This window comes from Desulfobacterales bacterium, assembly GCA_029211065.1.
In the GTDB taxonomy this organism is placed as follows: Bacteria; Desulfobacterota; Desulfobacteria; order Desulfobacterales; family JARGFK01; genus JARGFK01.
The window spans coordinates 1-12124 of the sequence record JARGFK010000124.1 but is presented as its reverse complement, the minus strand read 5'-3'; the positions used below and the strand labels follow the sequence as shown (position 1 = coordinate 12124).

The 12124-nt window shown below is 52.9% G+C and carries 12 protein-coding genes; 3 read left to right on the top strand and 9 right to left on the bottom strand.

Translation table 11 applies throughout. From position 1 onward, the window contains the following. Positions 1 to 52 precede the first annotated feature (52 nt). The 3 genes from P1P89_19675 to P1P89_19665 all read left to right on the top strand — a co-directional run bounded on the left by P1P89_19675 (position 53) and on the right by P1P89_19665 (position 2523). Positions 53 to 655: a hypothetical protein gene (locus tag P1P89_19675; GenBank protein MDF1593733.1), complete on the top strand. Its 603-nt coding sequence runs from the start codon at positions 53 to 55 to the stop codon at positions 653 to 655. Then, on the top strand, positions 652 to 1434 hold the full coding sequence (locus P1P89_19670; protein MDF1593732.1) for a YkgJ family cysteine cluster protein: 783 nt from the start codon (positions 652 to 654) through the stop codon (positions 1432 to 1434). The genes P1P89_19675 and P1P89_19670 overlap by 4 nt, the downstream gene beginning before the upstream one ends. Positions 1435 to 1512: 78 nt before the next feature. Then, on the top strand, positions 1513 to 2523 hold the full coding sequence (locus tag P1P89_19665) for an MBL fold metallo-hydrolase (protein MDF1593731.1): 1011 nt from the start codon (positions 1513 to 1515) through the stop codon (positions 2521 to 2523). A 38-nt stretch (positions 2524 to 2561) separates the two neighbouring features. Here the strand turns inward: P1P89_19665 and P1P89_19660 are convergent, their stop codons facing one another. From P1P89_19660 to P1P89_19620, 9 genes are all read right to left on the bottom strand, one after another. Next, positions 2562 to 3665 (bottom strand): mandelate racemase/muconate lactonizing enzyme family protein, encoded by a 1104-nt coding sequence (locus P1P89_19660; protein MDF1593730.1) that lies wholly within the window; start codon positions 3663 to 3665, stop codon positions 2562 to 2564. 93 nt (positions 3666 to 3758) lie between these two features. Next, positions 3759 to 4262: a 3-isopropylmalate dehydratase small subunit gene (locus tag P1P89_19655; GenBank protein ID MDF1593729.1), complete on the bottom strand. Its 504-nt coding sequence runs from the start codon at positions 4260 to 4262 to the stop codon at positions 3759 to 3761. 10 nt (positions 4263 to 4272) lie between these two features. Next, on the bottom strand, positions 4273 to 5532 hold the full coding sequence (locus P1P89_19650) for a 3-isopropylmalate dehydratase large subunit (protein MDF1593728.1): 1260 nt from the start codon (positions 5530 to 5532) through the stop codon (positions 4273 to 4275). A gap of 50 nt (positions 5533 to 5582) precedes the next feature. Beyond that, a complete protein-coding gene (locus P1P89_19645) occupies positions 5583 to 6038 on the bottom strand; it encodes a tripartite tricarboxylate transporter TctB family protein (protein ID MDF1593727.1) in 456 nt (151 codons plus the stop codon). Next, positions 6035 to 7561, bottom strand: a complete 1527-nt coding sequence (locus P1P89_19640; GenBank protein ID MDF1593726.1) for a tripartite tricarboxylate transporter permease — start codon at positions 7559 to 7561, stop codon at positions 6035 to 6037. The genes P1P89_19645 and P1P89_19640 overlap by 4 nt, the downstream gene beginning before the upstream one ends. A gap of 131 nt (positions 7562 to 7692) precedes the next feature. Next, complete coding sequence (locus P1P89_19635) at positions 7693 to 8649, bottom strand: tripartite tricarboxylate transporter substrate binding protein (protein MDF1593725.1); 957 nt, start codon at positions 8647 to 8649, stop codon at positions 7693 to 7695. Between the two features lie 247 nt (positions 8650 to 8896). After that, positions 8897 to 10087, bottom strand: coding sequence for a mandelate racemase/muconate lactonizing enzyme family protein (locus tag P1P89_19630; GenBank protein MDF1593724.1), 1191 nt, complete (start codon positions 10085 to 10087; stop codon positions 8897 to 8899). Between the two features lie 83 nt (positions 10088 to 10170). After that, the gene (locus P1P89_19625) at positions 10171 to 11319 is read right to left on the bottom strand and encodes an ATP-binding protein (protein ID MDF1593723.1); all 1149 of its coding nucleotides are present in this window, start codon (positions 11317 to 11319) and stop codon (positions 10171 to 10173) included. A gap of 262 nt (positions 11320 to 11581) precedes the next feature. After that, positions 11582 to 11908 carry a hypothetical protein gene (locus P1P89_19620; GenBank protein MDF1593722.1) on the bottom strand — a complete coding sequence of 109 codons (327 nt, stop codon included), beginning with the start codon at positions 11906 to 11908 and terminating at the stop codon, positions 11582 to 11584. Between the last annotated feature and the right edge of the window lie 216 nt (positions 11909 to 12124).

The window sequence follows — 12124 nt, the reverse complement described above, 5'->3', positions numbered from 1 at the left end:
ATTTATAAAAAAAACTTTTTTCCCTCACCGCTGGTATAATTCTTATATTCCCATGACCGCTATAACTAATAATGAAAGAATCCGACAGGCTTTCATTCCGTTTAGAAATGCGCTGGTAGAAATATATGCCGCCATGGACCAGGCATACAGCGTGACTGCTGACCAGTTGGGCTTTGTTTGCAGCGGCTGCGAAGAAAACTGCTGCCGCAGCCGATTTTACCACTATACCTATCTGGAGTATTTTTATCTGCTGGAAGGCGTTAACCAGCTTGGGCCGGCGCTGCGGTTGTCGGTGCGGCAGTCTGCCGAAACAGTGCGGCAGGAAGATCCGCTTAAAATAAATGGTATTCGCAACCGTCCCCTGTGTCCGCTGAATCTGGCGGGGCGGTGCAGCGTGTATCTTTACCGTCCCATGATCTGCCGGCTGCATGGAATCCCGTACAGACTGAAACGGCCCGGGCTGGAGCCCCTGCGGGGGCCGGGATGTGAAACCTTTGAACGGGAGCGCCGCGACCCAGAAGCTGTCCGCCTTGACCGCACCCCGTTTTACCGGCAGCTGGCCGGGCTCGAACGGAATTTAAGGCAGGCCGTCGGGGTTGACCTGAAACTGAAGATGACCATTGCCGAAATGATCATTTCCTTTGGTGATGAATGAAGTATATTGATGACAAGGAACTGAAGAAACTGACCGGCAGGCGGCTGGCCGCAACCGAAACGTTTACCTTTGACTGCTTTCCGGGGATTCCCTGTTTTAACCGGTGTTGCCGAAACCTGAACCTGTTTTTGTATCCGTATGATGTCATTCGGCTTAAAAATCGCCTGGGGATTTCGTCCGATCGGTTTATTGACCGTTATGTTTCGGTTGTTCTGCGGGCCGGCGCTTTTTTTCCGGATGTGCTCCTGCGCATGCAGGACGACAACGACAGTCTCTGTCCGTTTGTGACCCCGGAGGGATGTGCGGTCTATGCGGACCGTCCCGATACCTGCCGCAAATTTCCCATGGAAGAGGGCGTGTGGTATGGAGCCGACCCCGGGAAAACCGAACGGATCTACTTTTTCAAGCCGCCGGATTTCTGTCAAGGGCCCCAAGAGTCCAGAAACCGGACACCGGCCGAATGGGCGCGCGGTACTGATGACGTGTTATATGATAAGCTGACACTGGAATGGGCTGAATTAAAGGCTCTTTTCCAGAATGATCCCTGGGGGAGGGAAGGTCCAGGAGGCCCCAAGGCGAAGATGGCGTTTATGGCTTTGTACAACATCGACCGGTTTCGGGAGTTCGTGTTTAACAGCAGTTTTTTAAAGCGTTACAAGGTAAAAACAACCCTTCTTAAAAAAATGGAAACAGAAGATCCGGCGCTTTTACGCTTTGGGTTTAGCTGGGTCAGATTTTTTGTATGGGGACAGAAAACCGGTCAATTGCGACCCCGATAATGAAATATTCAGGTATTAACAGCGTCGGGGTGTTGGGTGTCGCCGCTGTTTTTGAAAGAAAGTAGGCGAAAATATTCCATGACACATATCCATCGCATTGAAGTTCCCATTCCATTTCCGCTAAAGACCGTCAATTGCTACTACATTCCTGATTCAACCCCCACCCTGATCGACACCGGGGTAAACGGGCCCGAGGGGCTCGACGTCATTGCGGCGGGCATCCGGTCGACGGGGGGCAGGCTGTCTGATCTTAAAAGGGTCATTCTGACCCACGGGCATACCGACCACGTGGGGCTTGCCGGCAAAATCGCATCCCACAGCAGGGCAGCGGTGTTTATTCACCTGTGGGATCGGGACAAAATACCTGTTCAGGGAGAAAACTGGCTCGAAAGCCGCCACGACATACTCCATGGATTTTTGACCGAATCCGGCCTGCCCGGCGAGATCGGCCGTCAGATTCTGGAACTTATTTCAGGCCGCTTCAAGCGGTTGATCGGCCCTGTGGAAAGCGTTTCACCCTTTAACGGCCAGGCCGTGTTCGATTTCGACGACATGCAGCTTGGGGTTGTCCACACCCCCGGGCACAGCCCCGGCTCGATCTGTCTTTTTAACCGGGACAACGGCACCCTTCTGGCCGGAGACAGTCTGCTGGAGAAAATCACCCCCAATCCGGTGGTTGAAATCAGTCCGCCGGCGGAGGACCCGGAGTACCAGAGCCTCGCCCGCTACGAAGCGACGCTGGAAATGATAAGCGGTCTTGCAGTCAGGGCCGTTCTGCCGGGGCATGGCCCCTCGTTCAAGGATCACGCCGGGGTCGTCCGACATATCCAGCGCCACCACCGCGTCCGCAGGAACCGTGTTTTGAATCTGCTGAAAACCGAGGGAGGCCTGACCCAAAATGACGGCGGCCTGACACCTTACCGGGTGGCCCTGCGGCTGTTTCCGGATATCAGGGGCGTTGATATCTTTCTGGCCTTATCCGAGGCCATGGGCCATCTCGATTACCTCCGGGTAAAAGGAGCTGCGGATATGCAGTTTTATGAGGGGAGCCGCGTGTACCGTTTTTCGTCCAAAGGGGTTAAAAGCTGAGGGATCCCTCGTCGGCAGCTTTTGACGGTTGTACCGACTCATTCGACCCGGAACCGGCGAACAATTTCCTCGGGAATCTCAAGCCCCAGGCCCGGTTTCTGCGGCGGCAGCATCCGGCCGTTTTCAATTTTCATCGGCTCCGCAAAGGCACCTGCCACCCACGGCATGTACTCGATGGGACCCGATTTCATGACGCCGCAGGCCACCTGAATGGTGCTTTCCATCATGTGGTGCGGCGCCACCGGCAACTGGGCCACATCTGCCAGCGTCACCACTTTGACCATCTCGGTGATGCCGCCGACCCGGATAATATCCGGTTGCAGGATGTCGACCGCGTCTGCGCGCAAATACGCATTAAACTCGAAGCGGGACCCCAATGTTTCTCCCATGGCAATGGGGATATCCAGGGCCGCTGCGAGTTTGGCATGACCGGGAATGTCCTCACACAATAACGGTTCTTCAAACCAGGCAACGCCAAGCTGTTCGAGCTCTCGCCCAACCCACATGGCCGTCGGCAGATCCCATTTCTGGTTGGCGTCAACGGCAATCCAGACATCGTCGCCAAGCCCTTTACGAACTTCGCTTACCCGTCTAATGTCTTTCTTTGGGTCTTCATGGCCGATCTTCATTTTAACGCCCATCATTCCCTGGGCAAGATAGCTCTCGAAAGCCGCCAGCATCTCAGGCACGCTCATATACAGCCAGCCGCCGTCGGAGCCATAGACCGGCGCACTTTCCCGACTGCCGCCCAGCAGCTTGTATACCGGCAGGCCGGCGATTTTTCCCTTGATATCCCACAGGGCCAGATCTACCGCTGCCATGGCCTGGGCGACAAGTCCAATGCGGCCGACCGTCTGCAGCCGCTTGTAGAGCTTGAGCCACAGGCGTTCGTGGTCAAGGGCATTCTCGTCCATCAGCAGCGGCGCAAAATCGTCTTGAAGAATACATCGGGTGGCGGTCGCACCGCCCAGCAGGCTCCATGAATACCCGATGCCCCGGGTCCCGTCTTCAGTAGTGATGAATACAACCGGCATGTTGATATGACTTACCGGACCGCCTTTTTTGCCGCTGGAAGAACCCGACTGCATCGGGCGTGGCAGCGGCATACGCAATAATTCAACTTTTACATCGGTGATACGCATGATAATTTTTTTCCTTTTGATGTTTGTTTGTATATTTTTACCATAGCGAAACGGTCTAATTTATCTTCTATCCCTTGCCTTTAGGAGGTTCGATCATTTGTCGGCATACTCCTTTTTAATCAGGGGGGCAATCCCACCGCTTTCAATGATTTTGATGACATACGCGGAGAGGGGCTCCGCCTGAAGGGCCTGGCCGGTGCGCTCGTTGACAACCAGACCGGCAGCCAAATCGATTGTAACCGTATCGCCATTTGTCACTTTTTGACTGACGCCCGGGCAAATGAGAACGGGCAGCCCCAGATTGATTGCGTTGCGATAAAAAATACGGGCGAAAGATTCAGCCAGGATCGAACCGACCTGATTGGTCTTGAGAGTCAAGACGGCCTGTTCCCGGCTCGACCCGCAGCCAAAGTTGCTGCCGGCGGCAATGATATCACCGGCCTTGAATTTTCGCGTAAAATCCGGATCAGCACCTTCCATGGCATGTTTCCCGACGTCTTCGGCATCTGTCAGTTCCAGATAACGGCCCGGATAAATTTGATCTGTATCCAGGTTATGACCGAATACGAATGCGCGGCCTTTAACGGTTTTGATCACAAATGACTCCTTAATTTATATCGAAATAAGGGGCCGGATTGACAATTTTGCCGGCCAGAGCGGACGCGGCAACCGCCGCCGGCGAACCCAGGTATATTTTCGCACCGGCGTGACCCATCCGACCGGGAAAGTTCCGGTTGGTCGAAGAGATACAAACCTCTCCGGCGGCCAGGATCCCGGCGTGGGTCCCCAGACAGGCCGCGTAACCCGGCGTAACAATCGTTGCGCCGGCCCTGACCAGCGTGTCGATATAGCCCCGCTCAAGACTTTCCAGATAAACGTTTTTTGAGGCCGGCACCACCACGAATCGGGTCCGGGCGTGCACCTTTTTCCCTTTCAGTATGTGGGCCGCAATGCCGATATCCTCGGTTCTGCCGCCCGTGCAGCTACCCAGGTAAGCCTGGTCCAACGCTATCCCCTCAAACCGACTGATCGGTGCGACATTATCAACACTGTGCGGGGCGGACAACTGGGGCAATATCCCCGACACATCATAAGAAAGATTCGCAACGCAGTGGTAATCCGGGTCGCTTTCAAACATTTGGTAAGAACGTTTTACTTTTTGCTGCAGAAAATCAAAGGTGATTTCATCCGGTTGAATGTAGCTGGCCTTGGCGCCCATTTCAGTCGTCATATTGCACAGGGCCATTCGTTCGGATACGGATAAACTCTTGAGCACCGGTCCGCAAAATTCCACTACCTTGTAAATGGCGTAATCGGCGCCCAGGGCACCGATGATGAAAAGAATGATGTCCTTGGCATAGACACCTCCGGGAATCGTGCCGTTTAATTCGATCCGGATGACTTCAGGCACCCGGAACCACAACTGCCCGGTCCGCATGATAACGGCCAGGTCCGTGGCGCCCACCCCGGTGCCGAAAGCGCCGAATGCGCCGTGGGTGGTGGTGTGGGAGTCAGTGGCTACCAGCACCATCCCGGGATAAACCAGTCCTTCGTCCACCATCACCTGGTGACAAACCCCGCTGCCGATATCGAACAGCAGTTCAATTCCCTGCTCACAGCAAAACTGACGCATCTGTTTCTGGTTTTCGGCCTGCTGAATGGTTGCTGCCGGGGCATAGTGATCGAGTATAAAGGTAATCCGGTCGGGATGGCAGACCCGCTTTCCGCCCATGTCATAAAACGAGCGAATGGTTTGAAGATAGAGATCGTTGACTTCGGCCAGATCGACACGACATTGGACAATCTCTCCCGCGGAAACCGACGCCCTGCCGGCAGCCCGGGCTAGAATTTTTTCGATTGCATGCATAATTCTTCCTTTTGACCCCTCTTCAAATAATTATCCTACGAATCTGTAATTCAGATAAGCCAACCCTTTGGAAGAGGGACGTACAGCAATCGCGAAAAAATAAGGTAAAAGACACCCACCTCAACGGCAATTATCACGACCCATGATGCAAGCTGGGCCAGGGTAACGCTGCGCCTTGCCAGGGCCAGATAATAAACCAGAAATGAAAAGGCGATCACGCTTGAAACATAAAAGCCCACCCAGCTTACTGCAATAACCCAGGCAAAGAGTGTTATACCGGTAACAAATGCCCTTAAATGATCTCCTTCACCGAATAATCGAACTCGTTCCGGCGATATGAAACCGCTGATAATCTGGCAGACCGAAATAAAAGCCATGATTATGATCATGGCCTTTGGAAATATGATGCTCATCCTGGAAATTTCTTCAAGTGAAAACCAGAAGCCGGCGCTTAAAGCGAGTCCGATGAGGCCTGCAATTAAATTCGTGTTTGTGCCTTTTGTCATGATTCTTCCTTTGATTTTATCCGACCTTTAAGGCGCTTATATAAAGCTGAGATATAAGGCCAGGCCCCTGAAAACAGTGTCATGGCGATCAGTATATGCGAAAGAGGATTTTCAAACAGTTTCAGGATCGGATAAGGATAGGCTGTTCCCCGCAGCAGAGACTGGACAAATCCGATTTCAGCAATGCTTCCCAGAATCAGCCCGAGGACAATAGGAGCGGGCGCTATCCCCACCTGTTTAAGCAGGTAACCGATAGTACCCAGGATTATCATTATCAAGACATCGGTAATGCTGTTTCTAAGGGCAAAGGAGCCCAGGATTGTGGCAAGGGATATTGTGGGTACAAGGAAATAATAGGGCGTTTTGAATATTACCCTGTAAATGAGACGCCCTCCCATGAGACCAACCGGCACCATTGCGATGGCCGCCAAACCCATGGAAATGATGAAACCATAAGTAAGTTTTCCGCTTGTGGTGAAGAGTTCGATACCGGGTCTGAGGCCATGCAGCAGAAGCACGCCCAGAATTACCGCATCCGGCGGGGCCCCGGGAATCCCCAAAGTCAGAAGGGGGACCATGCTGCCAGCCACCGTGACGTTGTTACTTGATTCTGATGCAACGAGGCCTTCTATGACGCCGGTTCCGAATTTTTCAGGATGTCTGCTGGTCCGCTTGGCCTCGTTGTAGGCCACCAGATTGGCGATATTGCCGCCCGCACCCGGTATGATGGCCACTATTTCGCCGATAATACAGGAGCGGATAAGATTGCCCGGCATGGACAACACTCTTTTAAGCACGCTAAAGAAAGAGACCCCTCGCTCCGATGAAATCGATACTTCTTGAAGGGCCGCCTTTCCCTGGGTGGCCATGTTGTAAAGTTCGGGCAGAACAAAAAGTCCGATGAGGGCCACAATCATCTCCACGCCTCCCTGGAGCACGGGGAGACCGAAGGTAAAGCGGGTTTCGCCCCCTATGGGGGCGACGCCGATTGTGCCCAAAATCATGCCCAGAGAGCCTCCGAGGAGACCTTTGAGGAGAGATCCCTCCGAAAGACTTGCTATAAGCGTAAGCCCCAGCATGGCTACCCAGAAAAACTCTGCCGGACCGAATTTTATAGAGAGCCGTGCCAGGGGCGGTGAGAGCAGCAGGAGAAAGAGTACGCCGGCTATGCCACCGATGGCCGAAGATATGGTGGCAACATATATGGCTTCTATGGCCCGGCCCTCCTTGGCCATGGGGTATCCCTCAAAAGCGGTTGCTATGGAAGAAGGCGTGCCGGGGGTATTAACCAGAATGGCCGCAAAAGAACCACCGTAGATTGCCCCCATATATACCGCACCGAGCGCAACGAGACCTTCAAGCGGGGGCATGGTGAATGTAAAAGGCAGAAGCACCGCCAGGGCCATCGTTGCGGTAAGGCCGGGCATGGCCCCCACAAAAAGTCCCGCCGTAACGCCGGAAAATATTAAGATGATGATATACGGATGCAGAAGCTGTAGAAATGTCTCCTGAAAAAGTTCCATTTTGAAGTCCTTCAGGGAAATTGTCTTTAAAGGGAGCAACAATTAAGCAAACCCGGAATTTCTTTAATCCGGGTTTGCCCATATTTTGCCTGATCAGAACCCGATAGAAGGCTCTATAATATTCTTAATAACTATTTTTTCTCTTTGGATATGTCTTGAAATACGTCGCCGTAGGCCTTTTTCATCTGAGCTGTCAGTTCTTGGGCCTTGTCGCCGGTTGCATAGGTCATTACAAAGCCTAAGGGTTCCTGTTTTTCAGTAATTTTTTTGTTTACCTCTGTGAAGGCATTGGCCAGTTTGTCAACGATTGCTTTGGGGGTGCCAAGGGGCGCCGCAATTCCCCGGAAGGCGCCTCCGACGATGTCATAGCCCTGTTCTTTGAAGGTGGGAGCGTCGGGAAGGAAGGGAACCCGTTCTTCCGATGCTATTGCAAGTACCCGCACCTGGTCTTTGAGCTGCACCCCCAGCATCGAATAATTCATAAGACATGTGAGATGACCACCCAATACGGCCGGTACCAGCGGACCGGTGCCCGTGTGAGGGATGTAAGTCAGTTTGATGCCGGCCGCCTTTTCAAGGCGCAGTGTTTCCAGATGGTTGGCGCTGTAAGTTCCGCTGCCTCCTACGGTTATTACTTGGGGGTTTTTCTTTGCGAAATCTATGAAGTCCTTAAGCGTCTTGAACTGGCTGTCTTTGTTAACTATCAGGGCGTTGGGTGTGAAGTGGAACCACATAATGATGTTGAAACCATCCGTGCTGTAACCGGCATCCTTGCGCTGAAGAGGTTGCCCGATGATATGGGGGATGTTCACCCCGACAAGAGTATATCCGTCAGGTTTTGCAGTTCGCTGAAAATCGCTCCAGGCAACCGCTCCGCCTCCGCCTGGTTTATGGGTTACGTTCACGGGAACCTTCAGTAAGTCTTCAAGGGGTTTTTCCTGCAACCGGGCCGTAATGTCGGATTCTCCACCGGGGTTAAAGGATATGATATAGTTTATGGGTTTATCCGGATACTCTGCCTGTACGGCCACAACGCTGAAAGACAGGACCAATGCGAAGATTGATATGATAATCAATACCTTTTTCATTTTCCTTTCTCCTTTCTTATTTGTTGGTTTATCGGTTTATCCAGACGCTCTACCTGTATTTCCACAACACCAAAAGACATGACTAATGCGAATTGACATGATGATTAATTGTAATACTGACTTTCTTATAATGGCCGGTGGGATGCTTTGCAATAAAATTATTTACAACGGCATGGGGTATGCCATATCGAACGCCTGTGCGTCATCAGCGAATCCAGAATTCAAGACGAAGATGTCCGGGGGATCATCAACCAAACAGCTTTCTGAAAAGGCTGATCAGTTCGGATTTTTCTTCAAATCCGATACCCGGCGCCTGGGTCAGGCCGATAGTGCCGTTTTCCACGGGGGTGGTATCGGCAAACCCGCCGAAAGGGGCAAATATGCCGGGATAGGATTCGTTGCCCCCCAATCCCAAACCGGCGGCGATGTGAAGCGCGAACTGGTGGCCGCCGTGGGGGATGCAACGCCGCCACGACCAGCCGTGGGATTTAAGCACATCCAGCATGCGCATGTATTCCACCAGGCCGTAGGAAAGAACCGGGTCCATCTGCAGGTAGTCCGTGTCAGGGCGCATACCGGCATACCGGATCAGGTTGGCGGCATCCTGGTGGGAAAACAGATTTTCGCCGGTGGCCAGTGCCGGGCGATATTGACCGGCCAGTTCGGCCTGAAGTGCAAAATCGAGCGGATCGCCGGCCTCTTCATACCAGAAAAGGTTGAAGGGCTCCAGCGCCCGGCCATAGGCAACGGCTGTCTCAAGGTCAAAGCGTCCGTTGGCATCCACTGCCAGCCGATTGCCGGCAGCTTCCTGGTCCGGATATTTTTGGGTCAGCATCCCCAGGACCGCTTCGATCCGCTCTATGTCCTGGCTCAAGGGAACAGCGCCGATTTTCATTTTGACCGTTCGGTACCCTAAAGCAAGATAGTTTTCCAGTTCTCTGCAAAGCTCATCCAAACCTTTACCCGGATAATAATACCCGCCGGCGGCGTAAACAAAGACCTTTTCATCCGGCAGCGCGTTGCGGAACCGCTCGGCCAGCAGCCGGTACAACGGCTTTTGGGCGATCTTGGCCACCGCGTCCCAGAGGGCCATGTCGATGACCCCCACGGCCACCGAGCGCTCGCCGTGTCCGCCGGGCTTTTCGTTTTTCATCAAGACCTGCCAGATTTTGAAGGGATCGAAGTTTTCATCGGTTTCATCCAACAACGTTTCTGGATCGGCTGACATCAGCCGCGGAATAAAGCGTTCGCGCAGCAGGGCCCCCTGGGCATAGCGGCCGTTGGAGTTAAATCCATAGCCTACCACCGGTTTGCCGTCCCGGACGACATCCGTCACCAGTGCCAGCGCGGAAACCGTCATTTTACTGAAATCGATATAGGCGTTTTTGATCTGGGAAGCGATGGAAACGGTTTCTTCCTTAACCTCTACAATCCGCATGATTTTTTCTCTCTCTATTTATTTTGGGATGACACGTTTATTGATCTGATACCGCACTTAAAAAATTTTTCAAAGGGAAGATCCTAATCCCACAGGGTATCGGCATCCAGATCTTCGGCAAATTGCTGGAAAGGTATGACTTCGATGCCGTCTTGAGTCCTCATGGATGGTCCACCGGGATATACGACCAGTCGACGCTGCAGTCCTTTAAGGGGTGCGGCAGCGCGCAGGCCCTTGCACCAGGCATCCGTAAAAGTCTTGCCGGACTTTGCTTCGACCGCTATCAGATCCGTCCCCCGAACCAGCAGGAAGTCGACCTCGATCCCGGACCGGTCCGCAGACGCCCAGTAATACATGTCGTCACAAATGAGACGATAGTCCTTGTACGCCCGTATTAACTGCGCCACCAGTCCTTCGAACAACGCGCCCCTTTCCTCCGGTGCCAGGGGACCGCCCGTACGTTTCATTACACGCACAATCCCGGGATCACACCAATACCATTTGGGCAGTTTGCGTTCACGCACACGCAGTCTGGCTTCGTACGCTGAAAGCCGAAAGCATAGCAGCGTTTCTTCGAGGATGTCGAGATACCCTGCGGCCGTGGTTCTGGCAACCCCCGCTTCACGGGCGATATTGGTAATATTGACGGTCTGGCCGTGGAAAAGAGCCGCCAGCGGCAAAAAACGGGCAAATCCGGGCAGGTTCCGGACAAGCGCTTCAGCCTGGATCTCTTCCTTAAGATATAGCTGCGCATAGGCGGAAAGGGTTTCCTGTTTGTCGGCAGAGTCCCAAACGATCGGCAGCAGTCCGTAGTGAAAGGCTTCTTCCAGATCAAAATGGTCGCCAAGCTCTGCGGGAACAAAGGGGTGCATGGAGCGATGCAGCGCGCGTCCGGCCAGCAGGTTGACACCGGTACGCTTAAGCTTGCGGGCGCTCGACCCGCATAGAACAAAACGCAGCCGCTTTTCTTCAATAAACCGGTGTACTTCGTTCAGCAGATTCGGCAGCCGCTGCACCTCATCCACGATAACCCAGCGGCCGGCTGAAACTGCGCGCAACTCATCCGCGAAAAGACCGGGATTGGCCAGCAGCCGCTGGTAGATTTCCTCGGACAGCAGGTCAATTACATAGGCACCCGGAAAAGCGGCGCGAAGCCATGTGCTCTTTCCGGAGCCCCGAGGACCCAAGAGAAAAAAGCTTTGTTTTGGAGCTTGGAAAATTCTTTTTAGCATTTTTGGCTACCATGTCGTCATTTTACGTCGTTTTATGACGACAACATAGACAATTTTCTGAAATTTGTCAAGCGAACCGAACTCCAGCTTTTAAAAATTGTACTAACTCATAAGTGTGCTGCCTGTGAGCTGACCATGGAAACAAAAAAACCCGCCTCTTGGTTTGAGAAGCGGGGCTTTTTAGCCATAGTCTCTATTATCCCCACCGATCGGTGTAAGGAGGGGGAGTTTCGCCCCCCCTTCCGAAATGTGCCAGATGCGATTATCCGATCACCCTATACGACTCCACCGTCAGCAATTTCTTTCCCTGATCCGGCCTTGCCTTTCCAGTGATTTCAACTTTCTTGTCGATCATTCCGATCAGTTCCTTCCCTTTTCCGGAATTCTCGACGGTAAAGCTCGCTGCCGAGTCGGTTTTGATTTCGACGCTTGTGACCTTTCCGGCCGAATCCGTATCCTTGGCGACCACGGTTCCCGAAGTATTTACATTCTCATACGTGTAGGCGCCGCTCATGCAGCCCGTCAACAGAAAAATCGAGACCACAACCACTAGGCCGCTTGCCAGAATCTGTATTCCATCTTTTTTCATGATTTATTCTCCCATGTTTTTTTATTATTAAACAAGCCGCCGCGCCGGAGAGAAATCTCCGTTAGCTCCCCGGGAACTAGGTTGATGAAAATCGGTCCATCAGCCAAAACAGAAGCACAACGATGCCGGAAATGATAATTAGCTTCATGCCAAAAATAAGTTTCTCCCGCGGGGTGTATGTTTTGGGTGAATAGTCGACTTCTTGCCCCGAAGGGG

Bases quoted from the DNA above. Each gene is read 5' to 3' on its own strand.
- P1P89_19660 (MDF1593730.1), bottom strand. From the start codon at position 3,665: ATGCGTATCACCGATGTAAAAGTTGAATTATTGCGTATGCCGCTGCCA.
- P1P89_19675 (MDF1593733.1), top strand. From the start codon at position 53: ATGACCGCTATAACTAATAATGAAAGAATCCGACAGGCTTTCATTCCG.
- P1P89_19640 (MDF1593726.1), bottom strand. From the start codon at position 7,561: ATGGAACTTTTTCAGGAGACATTTCTACAGCTTCTGCATCCGTATATC.
- P1P89_19625 (MDF1593723.1), bottom strand. From the start codon at position 11,319: ATGCTAAAAAGAATTTTCCAAGCTCCAAAACAAAGCTTTTTTCTCTTG.
- P1P89_19630 (MDF1593724.1), bottom strand. From the start codon at position 10,087: ATGCGGATTGTAGAGGTTAAGGAAGAAACCGTTTCCATCGCTTCCCAG.
- P1P89_19635 (MDF1593725.1), bottom strand. From the start codon at position 8,649: ATGAAAAAGGTATTGATTATCATATCAATCTTCGCATTGGTCCTGTCT.
- P1P89_19650 (MDF1593728.1), bottom strand. From the start codon at position 5,532: ATGCATGCAATCGAAAAAATTCTAGCCCGGGCTGCCGGCAGGGCGTCG.
- P1P89_19670 (MDF1593732.1), top strand. From the start codon at position 652: ATGAAGTATATTGATGACAAGGAACTGAAGAAACTGACCGGCAGGCGG.
- P1P89_19620 (MDF1593722.1), bottom strand. From the start codon at position 11,908: ATGAAAAAAGATGGAATACAGATTCTGGCAAGCGGCCTAGTGGTTGTG.
- P1P89_19665 (MDF1593731.1), top strand. From the start codon at position 1,513: ATGACACATATCCATCGCATTGAAGTTCCCATTCCATTTCCGCTAAAG.
- P1P89_19645 (MDF1593727.1), bottom strand. From the start codon at position 6,038: ATGACAAAAGGCACAAACACGAATTTAATTGCAGGCCTCATCGGACTC.